The organism is Rhizobium sp. NLR16a (assembly GCF_017948245.1).
Classification (GTDB): domain Bacteria; phylum Pseudomonadota; class Alphaproteobacteria; order Rhizobiales; family Rhizobiaceae; genus Rhizobium.
Genome location: NZ_CP072867.1, coordinates 303,000 through 317,860, shown reverse-complemented (window position 1 = coordinate 317,860; position 14,861 = coordinate 303,000). Strand labels below are relative to the sequence as shown.

Sequence of the window (14,861 nt, the reverse complement as noted above, 5' to 3'; positions counted from 1 at the left end):
TCTCAGGTCCTTTCGGAAGATAGTTCGGAAAGCGCTTCGGTCTCGGCATCGAACCACTCGTCGCCGAGAAGTTCCGGCGTGTCGAAGGCCCGGAGGTTTGCAAAGTGCTTCTCGCGGTCTTCGACGAAGAGCGATCGGACGACGCCGCGCGCCAGGCGGTCGGCGCCCTCGCTGATTGCAGGGATGTCGCCGGTGAGCTTGCCGTGGCTGAGGGTCGCCGGGAAGTTGAAGCAATGAATCTTCGAGAGAACCGGGCAGGAACCCGGTTCCCTCTCAAGGAACTCGAAAGCCTCGCCAAGATCGGGCGATCCTTCAAGCTCCGCATTCGCCATCCCGGCCGGCGTCGGAAAGCGGTCGCGCCAAAGTCGGATGTGGGGTTCGAAGACGGCCAGTTCCGGCCGATTGGTCAGATCGATCTTGAAGCCGGTCCCGAAGATCAAGAAGTCGAGGGGGTAGCTGGCCTTCGACGTCGTCACGAGGAGCTGGTCGCCGTCCTGCTGCAGGCCGGTGATCGGGCTTTGGAGATGAAGGTGGGCCTGCTCGAAGGAGCTGACGCGCAGCACGCTCGGACGCGGCGGTGGCGTCTGCTGGCTCATGGCGTAGTCGAGGAAGCGCCACTTCCATTCGTCCGGCAGTCCGGCGAAGCCATGGACGACGCCCTGGCTGCCGATGCCGGTGAACTTGTTGATCCGCGGCAGTTCCTTGCGGCGGACGAACATGTCGAGGCGGGCGACACCGGCTTCGAGCGCCGTCGCGGCATTGTCCATCGCCGACGCACCCGCACCGATCACCCCTACCCGCTTGCCGCGCAGCGCTGCGAAGTCGATCGCATCGGCGGTGTGCGCCCAGAACCTGCGATCGATATTTTCGGCGATGTCGGGCACGAGGGGGCCGCCGAGACCGTCGCGGCCGGTTGCAAGAACCACATGGCGGGCGATGATCGTTTCCGTGCGGCCATTCTCGCTGCAGGCGAGGTCGAGCATGCCGTCGTCGCGCGGCAGGATCGCATCGACCGAGACGCCGTTGCGCACCGGCAGCTCGAGCACCTTCCGATACCAGATCAGGTAGTCCATCCACGTCTCGCGCGGCGCCCGGTCGAGTGCCACCCACGCCGCGCTTCCAAAGCGCGCTTCATAATAGGCCCGGAAGGTGAGCGCCGGCAGTCCCATCGCGGGACCGGTGAGTTGTTTGGGAGATCGAAGGGTACGCATCCGGGCGAAAGTGACCCACGGCCCTTCCTCCCCGGCAGGTGCCTTGTCGAGGGTGACATGGTTGGCGACGCCAAGGCGCTTCAGCATTCCGGAAGCGACGAGGCCTGCCATGCCGCCGCCGATGATGACGACGTCGATGACAGGCTTGCCATCAACTTCACGCGCCGGAACCCAGGCCTTGGCAGGCAGTTCCAGCCAGGTGAGGTCCTGACGCAGACGCGCTTCGAGGGCGTGAAGATTGTCCGGATGTGTGGAGAGATCGCTCATGCGGGCGCTCCTTCGGGAATTGCCGCCTGCCCGTAAACCGTGTCCGCCAAGGTTTCGATGCCATTCGCCTCCAGCAGGCGGCAGCCGGGCATCTTCAATGCCTCGAGTCGCGCGGCATCGATTACGGCGGCGACGGTCGGTGCGAGCGGCAACGCCGCCGCCGTAATCGCACCGAACAGGAACGGAATGGCCTGGTCGAGCACGCGCATGACGATGCCATCGAGGGGCACGCCGCAGACGGTCGCGGGCTCGACGATGGCAATGCCAAGTCCTGCGCGCACCAGCGAGAGCGCAGTCAGCGAGGCGTTGACGTCGATGATGCGATCCGGCGCCACCCCTGCCCGTTCCAGCGCCTCGTCGACGCGATGACGAAGCCGATAGGGGTTCGCGAGCGTGATGATGCGACGCTCCGCCAGATCGGCCAGGCGAACGACATCGTTCGCAGCGAGAGGATCGTCGGCGCCGATGGCAATCACGCACGGTGCTTCCGCGATCCAGTGGATGTCAAGACCGGGATGTTCGAGCGGCAGGCTCGATATGCCGAGATCGGCCGACCGGGCGAGAACCGCCTGCACGACGTTTTCGGCGGCGAGCGCCTGGACGTGGAGATGACGCGGGATCAGGTCGGGCGAGACGGCCGCCAAAGCCTCCGGCAGGATTCCTGCAGCCAGGGATGGCGTTGCCGCGATGGTCAAGGTCGCGGGCTCGTCAAGACCGATTGCCTCGGCCCGTTCGCGGATGTGGGTCAGGCTGGCGAGATGACGTTCGACCTCGGCATGGAAGCGCCGTCCGCGCGACGTCGGCTGGATGCGCGGACCGCTTCGGTGGAGGAGCGCATAGCCCAGATCGGCTTCCAGATCCTGGATCTGCCGCGTCACGGCTGGCTGCGAACGGCCGAGCAGCCGGGCCGCGCCGGTGACGCTGCCAGCCGACATCACTGCCGCGAAGGCTTCGAGTTGCCGAATGTCGAACGGGTTTCTATTCATATTCAACATGAACTCCCGCCAGCCATGCTTTTGGAAGCATGGGCTTCCCATAATTTGAGCGGATAGTAGATAATTATTTCGCATGGATTGCAAGCCTTCATGCTATTTTGACATAATGAACAGACCGATCTAATGCTCTCCCGCGAGATGAAAGGAGCCTGCCTTGACGCTCATCCAAACTCTTGCCGCCGTCAGACCCGGTTCGGCCCTTGCCGAAGCCATGGGAAAGCGGGCGGAGATCCTGCGCCTCAGCGAAGCCGCCCACGACGCAGTCCTTCTTCCGCGTGATCCCGGTGGCCTGTCGTATGGTCTCAGGGCGGCGCTTGCCGCCCGTATGGCCCGTCATAACCACAACGAAAAACTGGCGAAGCACTACGACGAACTGGTGAAACGTGCCGCCGAGGCATCGACAGCGCCGCTCGCTAAGCCGGGTACTAGCGCAACCGATGAACGCATCGCAGAGATCGTCCGCCATGCGGACCGACTGACGGTCGCGCCGCAGGAAGCGACCCGCGACCACATAGAAGGATTGCGCCGTGCGGGAACGACCGACGCCGACATCGTCCGGCTGTCGGAGCTTGCGGCCTTCGTAAATTATCAGGTTCGAGTCATCGCAGGGCTGGCGCTGATCGGAGGAAGACAATGAGCGAAGTCGTCCACACCTTCACCACCCAGGTTCCGCGCTGGCAGCCTTACGTCATTCCAGTCGATCTTGAAACTGCGACCGCCGAGCAGCGGGAGGCAATGCAGGTCACGCCCTCCAACAAGGGCATCTCCCCCTACGTCCTGACGCTTGCGCACGACCCGGAATCCCTCGCTGTCCGCTCACCCCTGTTCAACCTGATCATGTACGGGAAGGACGGGCTTTCACCGGGAGAACGCGAACTAGGCGCCACTGCTGCTTCCGTCGTCAATCGCTGCGTCTACTGCGCCGCCGTCCATGCCTCCCGGTTCATCAGCCATACCAAGCGGACTGACGTGATCGACGCCATTTTCGCCGATGGGCTCGACGCCGAACTCGATGAGCACCTTCAAACCATCTTCGATTTCTCCGCCCATCTGTCGATGACGCCGCCGAAAGCAACGCAAGCTGACGCGCAGGCGCTGACGGACGTCGGTCTTTCCGAGCTTGAGGCCCTGGACCTCGTGCTGTCGTCCGCCATATTCGGCTGGGCGAACCGCCTGATGCATACGCTCGGCGAACCAGTCAAGGACTAGGTGCTTTGGCAGGCAGAAGTTCCACATCGCGTCCCGGTCTGGATTTGATCCGTCGCGCCCGGAGCTGATTCGCATAAGTTAGAAAACTGAGCTGTCTGACGGTTGAAGCTTCTTGAACCGCTGCCTATCGAATTGAGGTCGTCGCAGCCCACGACGACTTCGCGCCGGCGCGACGGAGCAGTGTGGCCGCCGGCATTCATACCTGGCCCCGGAATTAGGCGGTGAGGTTTGAATGCCACGCCGCTGGGGGTGCACCGCGGATTCGGCGTAGGCGTCACCGCATGCGCATCAGGTCCACAGCGCGATTGCTGATGATTGCTTCCATCGAAAAATAGCCGGTCACTGTCGCAAGATCGAAGTTTGTTATCAGCTTCTGGTAGAAGGCATCATAGCCCGACATTCCTTTGGTGATGACCTTGATCAGGTAGTCCCAGTCGCCGCCTATTCGGTAGAAATCGACGACTTCCGGCATCCGGTCGACGTGCTTGCGAAAATCTTCCGACCATTCCTTTGAGTGATGGCGAGTTCGGATCATGACGATCACCGTGAGATCAAAACCGAGCGCTTCGAAATCGATGGAGGCGCGCGATCCTTTGATGATGCCAGTCGCATAAAGGCGCTGAAGCCGGCGCCAGCAAGCATTCTGCGACAGTCCGACCTGCTCGGCCAAATCACGTTGAGAAAGCGAAGAATCCCGCTGCGCGCACGTCAGAATCCTCAGATCAATTTCGTCGATTTTCAAATTATTATCGATCATACGACCCAATCTTATCCCATTCATCCAAAAAATTGGTGAAGTTTTCAACGGTGATGCAGATTAGAATCGTTGTCAAACCCTTCGCGGAGGATGACGATGCACGAGCTGGCGGCGCACTATCCATCAAAAAAACTCTCCACTGTTCTCGGCAAGTTCAAGAGTGATCTCAACCGAGATGACCCCATCGGCAGGTTCAGGGCGGGGCTGATAGGCTCAAAGGCGAAGGTCGACGGCCCGTTCGGCCCCAGGGACCTCGTCTATGCCGACTATGTGGCTTCGGGACGCGCCCTCAGACAGATCGAAGAATTCATCCTCGAAGACGTCCTTCCCTACTACGCGAACAGCCATACCGAGGCGTCCTACTGCGGAGGGATGATGACCCGGCTTCGACGGGAAGCCCGCTCAATCATTGGAGAGCTCTGCGGTGCCGATCGACAGCATGCCGTCATTTTTGCCGGATCCGGCGCGACGGCGGGCCTCAATCGCCTGGTGAACCTGCTGGGCGTCACCGAAGCGATCGCGGCCGGCAAAAGCGTGCGCGTCATCCTCGGCCCATATGAACACCACTCGAACATCCTGCCTTGGCGCGAGAGCGGAGCGGAGGTCATCGAAATTGTCGAGGGCAACGACGGTGGCCCCGATCCGGTCATGTTGCAGAAGGGCCTTGAGAACGCCCCCGCAGATTTGACCATTTGCTCGTTCTCTGCCGCATCGAACGTCACTGGCATCCTGACCGACGTCGCGTCGCTCACGAAGATCGCAAAGGCTGCAGGCGCGAAAGTGGTCTGGGACTACGCGGGGGCCGGACCATACGTACCGATTGCGATGACGCCTGAGCCTGACGCCGAAATCGACGCCGTCGTCGTGTCACCCCACAAGTTCCTGGGCGGCCCAGGGGCTTCCGGCGTATTGGTCGTGCGGCACGACGCGGTGGTGGCGAGCAGGCCATCCTGGCCCGGTGGCGGCACGGTCAAATTCGTTTCACCCACGGGTCACGATTACAGCGACAGCCTGGAGTCTCGGGAGGAAGCGGGAACGCCCAACGTCATCGGCGACATCCGTGCGGCGCTCGCCTTCCTGGTCAAGGATGCGATCGGACTCGATGCAATCAAGCGGCTGAATGACGAATACGCGCGGCGCGCCTTCACCGCGTGGAAGGACGTTTCGGAGATCGAACTGCTTGGCTCCACCTCTATTGCACGCTTGCCGATCTTTTCGTTTCGCGTGCGCGATGGCAAGGGCAGCTACATCCACCAGCAATTGGTCACCCGCATGCTCAGCGACCGGTTTGGCATTCAGGCCCGTGGCGGCTGCGCCTGCGCTGGTCCTTACGTGCATCGGCTGCTTTCGATAGACGCCCGGACGTCGCAGCGCATGCGGCAGGCGATCTTGGCTGGCAACGAAATCGAGAAGCCCGGATTCACGCGGCTCAACTTGAGCGTCCTGGCATCGGACGAAACGGTTGCCTTCATCCTGGATTCGGTCGCGCAACTCGCGCGGGATGCATCGGCCTATGTCGGGCAATACACCTTCGATCCGGCGCGCGCGATTTTCTCACCGGTCGCGTCCGGTCGACAGGAGGCGGCCTGTGCGTAGACCTGATGTCGCCGCCTTCTTCGACCCGCGTACCTTCTCGATTCAATACGTGGTCAGCGATCCGCAAACCAGGGCCTGTGCGATCATCGACCCGGTTCTCGACTTCGATGAGAAGTCAGGATCGACGACGACCCACAACGCCGAGATGCTGTTGGGTCACATTCGGGACCAGGACCTGCGCCTGCACTGGATCCTCGACACGCATCCGCATGCCGATCACATTTCGGCCGCCGCCTATCTGAAGGAGGTGACCGGCGCGCCAACGGCGATCGGGAGCCGCATCACGGATGTTCAGAAAATCTGGTCGAAGATCTACAACCGGCCTGATCTTCCCGTCGACGGCAGCCAGTGGGATCGGCTCTTCTTCGATGGAGACACCTTCTCTGTTGGGAACATCGAGGTCGGCGTCATGTATTCGCCCGGCCACACCCTTGCCTCGATCACCTACACAGCGGGCGACGCCGTGTTCGTTCATGACACTGTCTTCATGCCGGACAGCGGCACTGCCCGCGCGGATTTTCCAGGCGGTAGCGCCAGGTCACTCTGGTTGAGCATTCAGAACATCCTGACATTACCCGGCGATACGCGCCTCTTTGTGGGACATGACTATCAGCCCGGCGGCCGGCAACCACTCTGGGAAAGCACAGTAGAACGTCAGAGGGCGGAAAACATCCATGTTGCGCGATGTGCTTGCGCCGATGCGTTCGTCAACCTTCGGGAGGCGCGTGATCGGACGCTGCCAATGCCGAAGCTCATACTTCACGCGCTGCAAGTCAACATCAACGGCGGCCGGCTACCGGAACCCGAAGGAAACGGCCTTCGCTACCTCAAGCTCCCGATGGGTGCCTTTCAAGGTTCCGTCTGGTCCTGAGCAACCCGATCGCTGTTCTCGGCGATACGGCACCTCGTCCGCTTACTGAACATTCTATGCTCGAGCAGGATCCTGAAAATGGCGCTAGATCTTTTTCAATATGGCATGGGGACCCTCAGCGGCGCCTTGGTTGGCTTCACCCTCGCCCTTTTGGGCGGCGGAGGCTCCATCCTTGCAGTCCCGCTTCTTGTGCATGCCGTAGGGCTGACCGACGCCCATACCGCCATTGCCACCAGCGCCGTTGCCGTTGCTTCGAATGCGTTGATCAGCCTGGTCATGCACGCGCGCCGAGGAACGGTGATATGGCGGTATGCGGGACTTTACTGCGCGACTGGGACCGTCGGGGCGCTGCTCGGAGCATCGATCGGAAAGATGCTCGATGGGAAGCATCTACTTTTGTATTTCTCGGGGCTGATGATCGCCATCGCCATCTTGATGCTGCGTCGAATAAGCGTCGCCAGCGAAGATACCTGTATCTTCGAACCTCGGAACACCACCAAGGTTCTTGCGATCGGTGGTGGAAGCGGCGTCGTCTCCGGTTTTTTCGGAATCGGCGGCGGCTTCCTGATCGTCCCCGGCCTGGTGTTTTCCACCGGAATGCCGACGATCAATGCGGTGTCGACCTCTTTGGTCGCGATCGTGGCGTTCGGTTCGACTACGGCTGCCACCTATTCCATCTCAGGTCTCGTCGACTGGCCGCTCGCCGCGGTCTTCATCGCGGGAGGCGCGTTTGGCGCCGTCCTCGGCTGCAAGCTTGTGCACCGCCTTAGGCCCTATCAATCTGCGCTCAACAGTGTTTTTGCGGGCGCCATTCTCACGTTCGGCATCGCCATGGCGTGGAGCACCCTCCTCGGATAGGTCGCCGTTAGCCCCGGTCAATGTGCTTGTGCTTCCACATTCCCTTCAGATTGCCGAGCAGCGGCTTGCCGGCACCTGCATGTAACGGTTTAACGAGTCGGCTCCCGGCGTTCGAGCTTGCCCTATCCTCTCCAGGGGGATAGGAATGGCGGTTTCGAACCTGGAGCAGGCAATGCTTTCGACTATCAAGGAATTGTTCGATTTCGGCCAGGCGGGCCAGGCGCATTCGCACGTCCACGGCGCGCATGGGCACTCGCACGGTGAGGGCGGACACGGCCACACGCACGGCGTCGTCGACCCGAGCATCGCCTCCTCCGAGCGCGGCATCTGGGCCATCAAATGGTCCTTCGTCATTCTGGCGATCACCGCAGCGCTGCAGCTGGTCGTCGTCTTCTATTCGGGCAGCGTTGCGCTCCTTGCGGACACCATCCACAATGTCGGCGACGCCGCGACGGCCATTCCGCTGTGGATCGCCTTTTCGCTCGTCCGTCGGGCGCCGACGAAGACTTTCAACTACGGTCTCGGCCGCGTCGAGGAGTACGCCGGCCTCGTTATCGTTCTCATCATTCTCTTCAGCGCGCTCGTCGCCGGCTACGAAGCGATCGACCGCCTCTTGAATCCGCAGCCGATTACACAGCTCGCCGCGGTCGCAATCGCGGGCGTCGTCGGCTTCGTCGGTAATGAGGCAGTCGCGGTGTTCCGCATCCGGGTGGGCCGCGAGATGAACAGCGCAGCGCTGATTGCCGACGGTTACCATGCGCGCACCGACGGCCTGACAAGTCTTGCGGTCGTGCTCGGCGCGATCGGCGTCTGGCTTGGCTTCCCGCTCGCCGACCCCATTGTCGGCCTCATGATTACGCTGGCGATCTTCGGCATCGTCTGGCAGTCCGCGAGGGCCATCGTCACCCGTAGCCTGGATGGCGTCGAACCGGGGATCACGGACGATATCCGCCATGCAGCCGAACGCATCAGAGGTATCGACGAGATCATCGACGTAAAGGCCCGCTGGCTTGGCCATAAGCTCTTCACCGACGTGGTCATCGCCGTCGATCGGTCGAAGACCGTTTCGGAGGCGAACGCCATCGCGACCGCCCTGCGCCGCGAGTTGCAGGGACATCTGCCCTCGCTTGGAAACGCCACAATCCAGTTCGACGACGGCGGCGCGACCCCGGCTTCGGCTTCCGCGGCGCACGAGCATCAGCCGGCACATGCCGCACCTGACCATCATCACGCGCCCGCTCCGTTCACGGTGAGTTCCCGATTGGCGACCGGACTGCTGGAGATCGTCGACACGCCGGACGGCGAGCGCCTACGCCTTTCGATCTCGAAGCACGTCAAGGGACTCGAGGCCGTGGTGGAGATCGCCCGCGATGGCAGTGTCGAACGGCTGCCGCTTCTTCCTTCGCCGACCGATCATCATGCTTTGGTAAGCGCCGTCGCCCCGGCCGAACCGCACGAGTTCGACGCCATGCTGAAGCTGATGGCGGGCGTCGAGATCGACGACCTTCCCTTCCGGATGGAAGAGCCGGAAGGCCATCATCACTGACTTGTCCCGGGGGCGGTCGCCGGCGTAAGGTCGAGCCGCCTTCCCCTCGGAAGGATCGAGAACATGGACACGATGAGCGAACCGCACACCCACGCCACCCATCCGGAGATCGTCAAACGCCTGAAGCGGGCCGAAGGCCACCTCCGAAGCGTCATCGCGATGATCGAGGGCGGCAAGCCGTGCCTCGACATCGCGCAACAGCTTTCCGCCGTCGAGAAGGCCATCGTCAACGCCAAGCGCACGCTGATCCAGGACCATCTCGACCATTGCCTCGAAGACACCGTCGGCGCCCTCCCCCGCGATAAGCGGCAGTCGATCGACGAGTTCAAGACGATCACGAAATATCTTTGACTGCATGGCCGACCTGCTGGCCTATCTGGGATTGTTCGCGACCGCCTTCGGGGCTGCGACGATCATGCCGATGCAGTCGGAAGCCGTTCTGGTCGGCCTCCTCCTGTCCGAGAAGTTCCCTGTCTTCTGGTTGCTCGTCGTTGCCAGTCTCGGCAATGTTCTCGGTGCACTGGCGAACTGGCTGCTCGGCCGCGGCATCGAACGCTTTCGGGAGAAACGGTGGTTTCCAGTGGGACCGACGGCCCTCGACCGGGCGCAGCTATGGTATCGTCGCTTCGGCAAATGGTCGCTGCTCGCAAGCTGGCTGCCAATCGTCGGCGACCCGATTACGGTCGTGGCCGGTCTCTTGCGGGAGCCCCTGCCGACCTTCCTGCTGTTGGTGACCGTCGCCAAAGTGGGGCGATATCTGGTGCTTGCAGCAGTGACAACGGGGCTGGCCTGATGTTTCAGCAGATCATCGACATCCAGCGGGAAATCTACCTGACCTTTGCCGGCCATATAAAGGACTTCGCCGCGGGCAGTGGCTGGGCATCGTTTCTGGCCTTCCTGCCGATGGGCGTCGTCTTCGGGGCCGTTCATGCGATGACCCCCGGCCACGGCAAATCGGTGCTCGCCACCTATCTGGCGGGCTCGTCCGCAAAAGCGCATCGGGCGCTCCTCGTGTCGCTCGCGCTGTCTTTCACCCATGTCACGATGGCCGTGGTGATCGCGCTGCTCGCCCTTCCCCTGATATCGCCCTCATTCGTCGACGCCGGGTCGTCGCCGGCACTCGAGGTCGTCAGCCGCGGGCTGCTGGGCGTCATCGGTCTCTGGATGGTGCTGACCGCGCTCCTCCGGCATAGCCACTCGCACGCTCAGGGTGAAGGCCTGCTGATGGGATTTGCCGCCGGCCTCGTGCCATGCCCGCTTACCTTGTTCGTGATGACTTTCGCGATGATCCACCAGGTCGTCGTCACCGGCCTGCTGTTCGCCGCCACGATGATGATGGGCGTCGCTCTGACCTTGTCCGCGGTCGCCCTGCTCGCAGTGGTCTTCCGGAACAGGATCTCCTATCTGATGAGAAGGCATCCGCAATTGCTTGCCTCCGTCTCGCGCGCGACGTCCGGTGTGGCTGGCCTCGTGCTCGTCGCCGTCGCCGCGGTCGAGATAGCGAACTGGCTGAACGCGCGATGAGGATCAGAGCGATGCGAAGACTTCAGACTATACTCGTCTCGGCGGCGATTGCATTCGGGCCTCTCGCCGACGCCCTGGCCGACGATGCTCTGTCTTCGTTCGACCGCTTTGCCGACCGCTGCCTGGACCGCGGGCCGCAGTATGATCGCGCGGCCGCTCTCGCGCACCGAAACAAGTGGCCGGCGCTTGCTGCCGACATGGCGTTGAGCATTCTGCCTCTTTCGGAGCCCGTGGCATTCGACGGCTGGATCACCGGGGCGGGCAGCGCCGCGCCCTTCGAGGCCCTGGTCGTTGGAAGGGCTACGGTCGGCGAGAAGGCTGTCGAGAGCTGCACGATGGCCTTCGCCGGTACCGATGCCGAGGGCTTCGAGCGCAGTCTGGTTTCGACGAGAGCGGCAAAACCGTCCGGCGAGCAGAACGGTGAAGGACGTATTCGGAAGTTCTTCACGATCGAGCGCGACGGGTTGAAAGAGGCGGTGACGCTCGATCTTCCCATCTACCCGAACGGTAGCGACGAGGTGCTCGCGAGCGTCGTCGCCGAGCAGCAAACCGAGCACTGAACCTGTCCCGATGACAAAGCACTGAACACCGATATTTCAACCGGACCCTTTCCCTGCCATTGCAAGCCTCTATGTTGACGGTTGGACGAGCTGAACCCCTACGGTGCGCACCTTTTCAGGCGCGCAAGAGATGCTGTAGAACGTTGAATTTCTGCCGTTCACACCGGCGCGGCGGGCGACAGGGAAGCGGTTTTGAATGGGAAGCGTCGGCAACGGCTGGCCGAGAGGCGGCGGCAAAATCGGCGAATTGTTGCGGCATCCGGCCTTTGACGCCGTCGGTCTCGGACCGGTCGAAAGCTGGCCTGCTTCTCTCAAGCATATCGCCGAAATGGTGTTGAATTCGCGCCAGCCGAAATTCGTCGCCTGGGGTCCGGATCTCGCCTTTCTTTACAATGATGCCTATGTGCCTGTTTTCCCCGACCGGCATCCTGCCGCACTCGGAAGACCCTTTCGCGAGGTTTGGGCGGATATCTGGGAACAGTTCTCGCCGATCGTCGCCAGCACGCTCGAAGGCAGGCCGCAGCTCTTCAAAGAGCTGCTCATCCCGATGCGCCGGGACGGCCGCACCGAGGATACCTGGTTCACCTTCTCCTATACGCCGCTGCGCGACGATGACGGCACCATCGCCGGCATCCTCTGCGCGACCCTCGACGTCACCGACCAGGTAGCCGCCAAGCGCGGCGAGAAGCTGGCGTTGGAAGAACTGCGCGCCAAATCGGAGGCGCTTGCAGTCGTCAACCAGGCAGGCGCCGCTATCACCATCGAGCCCGATGTCGAACGTCTCACCCAGATTGTTGTCGATGCCGGCGTGACGCTGACGGGCGCCGAATTCGGCGCCTTCTTCTACAATGTCGATGACGGCGAGGGCGGCAGCTACATGCTTTACGCGCTCTCCGGCGTCGACCGGAAGAACTTCGAGAAATTCCCGATGCCACGCAATACAAAAGTCTTCGAGCCGACCTTCAGCGGCGAAGGCATCATGCGCTCCGACGACATCCAGCTCGACCGGCGCTACGGCCAGAATCCGCCGCATTCCGGCATGCCGACGGGGCATCTGCCGGTCAGGAGCTATCTCGCCGTGCCGGTGAAATCGCGCGACGGCAGCGTCATCGGCGGCTTGTTCTTGGGCCACGGCGAACCCGGCCGCTTCTCTCAAGCGGCCGAGGCGAGCCTCGTCAGCCTCGCCGGCCAATCGGCCGTCGCGATCGACAATATCCGGCTGTTCCGCGCCGCCAAAATCGAAATCGACCAGCGTCGCCACATGGAAGATCAGCTGCGCAAACTCAACGAACTGCTCGAGGTCCGGGTCGCGGCCGAGATCGCCGATCGCCAACAGGCCGAAGCAGCGCTCCAGCAGTCGCAGAAGATGGAATCGATCGGCAAGCTCACCGGCGGCGTTGCCCATGACTTCAACAATCTGCTGCAGGTGATCTCGGGCAATCTGCAGCTTCTCGGCAAGGACGTGGCGGAGAACGGCCGGGCCAGGGAGCGCATCGCGAATGCGCTCGCTGCCGTCGAACGCGGGTCGCGGCTGGCAAGCCAGCTGCTCGCTTTCGGCCGCCGCCAGCCGCTGGAGCCGAAGGTCGTCAATATCGGCCGCCTGGTCACCGGCATGGACGACATGCTGCGTCGCGCGCTCGGCGAGGAAATCGAAGTCGAGACCATCGTTTCCGGCGGTCTCTGGAGCACCTTCGCCGATCCGGCCCAGATCGAAAACGCCCTGCTCAACCTCGCGATAAACTCGCGCGACGCGATGGATGGCGTCGGCAAGCTGACGATCGAGGTCGGCAACGCCTTCCTTGACGATTCCTACAGTCGCAGCCATCCTGAGGTGAAGGCCGGCCAGTATGTCGTGCTCGCCATCACCGATACCGGCTCCGGCATGACGCAAGAGGTGATGGAGCAGGCCTTCGAGCCGTTCTTCTCGACGAAACCGGAAGGCAAAGGCACCGGTCTCGGCCTGTCGATGGTCTACGGCTTCGTCAAACAATCCGGCGGCCATGTGAAGATCTACAGCGAGATCGGCGAAGGCACGACCGTCAAACTCTACCTCGCCCGCTCGTTCCGCAGCGAGGATCGCGCCCTGGCGGCCGACACCATGCCGGCGACCGGCGGAACCGAAACCATTCTTGTCGCCGAGGACGACGAGGGCGTTCGCGCCACGGTCGTCGAGATGCTCTCGGACCTCGGCTATTACGTGCTGAAGGCGAAGGATGCGCACAGCGCCCTCACCGTCATCGAGAGCGGCGCCCATATCGACCTGCTCTTTACCGACGTCGTCATGCCCGGCCCCTTGCGGAGCCCGGAGCTTGCGCGCATGGCGCGACAGCGCCTGCCCGACATCGCCGTGCTCTACACCTCGGGCTATACCGAAAACTCGATCGTCCATGGCGGCAGGCTCGATCCGGGCCTGGAGCTGCTCTCCAAGCCCTATACGCGCGAGGAGCTCGCCCGCAAGATCCGCCAGGTGCTCGCCAACCGGCCGCAACGCCACCAGGTGGAGGCCAATGCGCCGGTGTCCAATGCAAAGCAACCTGATCCAAAGGTTTCCGGCACGGCCGGCAAGCTGAGGCTGCTGCTCGTGGAAGACGACGCATTCATTCGGATGGATACCGCAGCAATCCTGCAGGACCTCGGCTACGACGTCATCGAGGCCGACAGCGGCGAACAGGGCGTTGATATCCTTGGCCACACGCTCCTCGACGTCATCGTCGTCGACGTCGGCCTGCCCGGCATGTCGGGCTCGGCCTTCGCCGCCAAGGCGCGGGAGGCCTTTCCGTCCATCGGCCTGGTCTTCGCCACAGGCGACAGCGACCCGCCGGACGCCGATCGCTTCTTCGGCTCGGTGCTGCTGACGAAACCCTACACCAGCGCCGCACTCGATCGGGCGGTCAAGAGCGCCGCCCAGCTTTCCCAAGCTGAACCGCTCTAACCCGCACCGTCGAATTCGGGATATTTGCGCATCAGGTCGACCTCGCTGGTGCAGCTGTCGTCGCGGGCCGTCAATACGATCGAGATCGTGTCGCCAGGATCGAGGCGGCCGCCGTCATGATGATCGTCATCGTGATGGCTGCCGCCATCGTGATGATTGACACCATCGTGATAGACGGGAATCCGGGCGCCGCTCTGGCTGACAAGCACGGCATCCCTGTTGAAACCCCTCTGCAGCAGCCAGTCGCGCGGCGCCATCAGGCGGATATCGACCTCGTAGGAATGCCCCTTCCCTTCCTTGACGCTGACGGTGTAGGTGACCGGCGATACCTGGCCGTTCACGTCGATCGCGCCGTTTCCATCGGCTTTGACGATGTGTTTTTCCATGTTCTCGGTTCCTTGCCGCATGCAGGCTTTAAGCAGGCTCACACATCGGAAACCTGAGAAAACCGGCTTTTGTTCCGAAATCTGGGACAATGACCCTAGAGGGAACTTTTACCCTCGGCACCGGTTGGTTTCTCTTACAAACCGCGTTC

General features: G+C 62.4%; 15 protein-coding genes. 11 read left to right on the top strand and 4 right to left on the bottom strand.

What is annotated here, in order from left to right; translation table 11 throughout:
* Positions 1-2: 2 nt before the first annotated feature.
* Positions 3-1,478 carry an NAD(P)/FAD-dependent oxidoreductase gene (locus J7U39_RS23730; protein WP_210632259.1) on the bottom strand — a complete coding sequence of 492 codons (1,476 nt, stop codon included), beginning with the start codon at positions 1,476-1,478 and terminating at the stop codon, positions 3-5.
* Entirely contained in the window at positions 1,475-2,473 is a 999-nt protein-coding gene (locus J7U39_RS23725; protein WP_210632258.1) for a LysR family transcriptional regulator, read from the bottom strand. The genes J7U39_RS23730 and J7U39_RS23725 overlap by 4 nt, the downstream gene beginning before the upstream one ends.
* Before the next feature lie 154 nt (positions 2,474-2,627).
* On the opposite strand from J7U39_RS23725, the gene J7U39_RS23720 reads away from it, so the two are divergent.
* Entirely contained in the window at positions 2,628-3,110 is a 483-nt protein-coding gene (locus tag J7U39_RS23720; protein ID WP_210632257.1) for a hypothetical protein, read from the top strand.
* Positions 3,107-3,682: a peroxidase-related enzyme gene (locus J7U39_RS23715; protein ID WP_210632256.1), complete on the top strand. Its 576-nt coding sequence runs from the start codon at positions 3,107-3,109 to the stop codon at positions 3,680-3,682. The genes J7U39_RS23720 and J7U39_RS23715 overlap by 4 nt, the downstream gene beginning before the upstream one ends.
* Before the next feature lie 274 nt (positions 3,683-3,956).
* Here the strand turns inward: J7U39_RS23715 and J7U39_RS23710 are convergent, their stop codons facing one another.
* On the bottom strand, positions 3,957-4,439 hold the full coding sequence (locus J7U39_RS23710) for an Lrp/AsnC family transcriptional regulator (RefSeq protein ID WP_210632255.1): 483 nt from the start codon (positions 4,437-4,439) through the stop codon (positions 3,957-3,959).
* 96 nt (positions 4,440-4,535) lie between these two features.
* Between J7U39_RS23710 and J7U39_RS23705 the strand changes: the two genes are divergently transcribed.
* The 9 genes from J7U39_RS23705 (at position 4,536) to J7U39_RS23665 (ending at position 14,326) form a co-directional block, all read left to right on the top strand.
* A complete protein-coding gene (locus J7U39_RS23705) occupies positions 4,536-6,035 on the top strand; it encodes an aminotransferase class V-fold PLP-dependent enzyme (RefSeq protein WP_210632254.1) in 1,500 nt (499 codons plus the stop codon).
* Positions 6,028-6,906, top strand: a complete 879-nt coding sequence (locus tag J7U39_RS23700) for an MBL fold metallo-hydrolase (protein WP_210632253.1) — start codon at positions 6,028-6,030, stop codon at positions 6,904-6,906. The genes J7U39_RS23705 and J7U39_RS23700 overlap by 8 nt, the downstream gene beginning before the upstream one ends.
* 78 nt (positions 6,907-6,984) lie before the next feature.
* Positions 6,985-7,764 carry a sulfite exporter TauE/SafE family protein gene (locus J7U39_RS23695; protein ID WP_210632252.1) on the top strand — a complete coding sequence of 260 codons (780 nt, stop codon included), beginning with the start codon at positions 6,985-6,987 and terminating at the stop codon, positions 7,762-7,764.
* A gap of 172 nt (positions 7,765-7,936) precedes the next feature.
* The gene (locus J7U39_RS23690) at positions 7,937-9,310 is read left to right on the top strand and encodes a cation diffusion facilitator family transporter (RefSeq protein ID WP_210632657.1); all 1,374 of its coding nucleotides are present in this window, start codon (positions 7,937-7,939) and stop codon (positions 9,308-9,310) included.
* A 72-nt stretch (positions 9,311-9,382) separates the two neighbouring features.
* Positions 9,383-9,661: a metal-sensing transcriptional repressor gene (locus tag J7U39_RS23685; RefSeq protein WP_210632656.1), complete on the top strand. Its 279-nt coding sequence runs from the start codon at positions 9,383-9,385 to the stop codon at positions 9,659-9,661.
* Between the two features lie 4 nt (positions 9,662-9,665).
* Positions 9,666-10,103, top strand: coding sequence for a YqaA family protein (locus J7U39_RS23680; protein ID WP_210632251.1), 438 nt, complete (start codon positions 9,666-9,668; stop codon positions 10,101-10,103).
* On the top strand, positions 10,103-10,834 hold the full coding sequence (locus tag J7U39_RS23675) for an ABC transporter permease (RefSeq protein WP_210632250.1): 732 nt from the start codon (positions 10,103-10,105) through the stop codon (positions 10,832-10,834). The genes J7U39_RS23680 and J7U39_RS23675 overlap by 1 nt, the downstream gene beginning before the upstream one ends.
* A gap of 11 nt (positions 10,835-10,845) precedes the next feature.
* A complete protein-coding gene (locus J7U39_RS23670; RefSeq protein ID WP_210632249.1) occupies positions 10,846-11,394 on the top strand; it encodes a hypothetical protein in 549 nt (182 codons plus the stop codon).
* Between the two features lie 196 nt (positions 11,395-11,590).
* Positions 11,591-14,326 carry a response regulator gene (locus tag J7U39_RS23665; protein ID WP_210632248.1) on the top strand — a complete coding sequence of 912 codons (2,736 nt, stop codon included), beginning with the start codon at positions 11,591-11,593 and terminating at the stop codon, positions 14,324-14,326.
* Here J7U39_RS23665 and J7U39_RS23660 read toward each other — a convergent pair.
* Complete coding sequence (locus J7U39_RS23660; RefSeq protein WP_210632247.1) at positions 14,323-14,712, bottom strand: hypothetical protein; 390 nt, start codon at positions 14,710-14,712, stop codon at positions 14,323-14,325. The two genes, J7U39_RS23665 and J7U39_RS23660, sit on opposite strands and share 4 nt — an antisense overlap.
* Positions 14,713-14,861 lie beyond the last annotated feature (149 nt).

Bases quoted from the DNA above. Each gene is read 5' to 3' on its own strand.
- J7U39_RS23730 (WP_210632259.1), bottom strand. From the start codon at position 1,478: ATGAGCGATCTCTCCACACATCCGGACAATCTTCACGCCCTCGAAGCG.
- J7U39_RS23675 (WP_210632250.1), top strand. From the start codon at position 10,103: ATGTTTCAGCAGATCATCGACATCCAGCGGGAAATCTACCTGACCTTT.
- J7U39_RS23665 (WP_210632248.1), top strand. From the start codon at position 11,591: ATGGGAAGCGTCGGCAACGGCTGGCCGAGAGGCGGCGGCAAAATCGGC.
- J7U39_RS23690 (WP_210632657.1), top strand. From the start codon at position 7,937: ATGCTTTCGACTATCAAGGAATTGTTCGATTTCGGCCAGGCGGGCCAG.
- J7U39_RS23685 (WP_210632656.1), top strand. From the start codon at position 9,383: ATGAGCGAACCGCACACCCACGCCACCCATCCGGAGATCGTCAAACGC.
- J7U39_RS23710 (WP_210632255.1), bottom strand. From the start codon at position 4,439: ATGATCGATAATAATTTGAAAATCGACGAAATTGATCTGAGGATTCTG.
- J7U39_RS23715 (WP_210632256.1), top strand. From the start codon at position 3,107: ATGAGCGAAGTCGTCCACACCTTCACCACCCAGGTTCCGCGCTGGCAG.
- J7U39_RS23660 (WP_210632247.1), bottom strand. From the start codon at position 14,712: ATGGAAAAACACATCGTCAAAGCCGATGGAAACGGCGCGATCGACGTG.
- J7U39_RS23695 (WP_210632252.1), top strand. From the start codon at position 6,985: ATGGCGCTAGATCTTTTTCAATATGGCATGGGGACCCTCAGCGGCGCC.
- J7U39_RS23705 (WP_210632254.1), top strand. From the start codon at position 4,536: ATGCACGAGCTGGCGGCGCACTATCCATCAAAAAAACTCTCCACTGTT.
- J7U39_RS23670 (WP_210632249.1), top strand. From the start codon at position 10,846: ATGCGAAGACTTCAGACTATACTCGTCTCGGCGGCGATTGCATTCGGG.
- J7U39_RS23725 (WP_210632258.1), bottom strand. From the start codon at position 2,473: ATGTTGAATATGAATAGAAACCCGTTCGACATTCGGCAACTCGAAGCC.
- J7U39_RS23680 (WP_210632251.1), top strand. From the start codon at position 9,666: ATGGCCGACCTGCTGGCCTATCTGGGATTGTTCGCGACCGCCTTCGGG.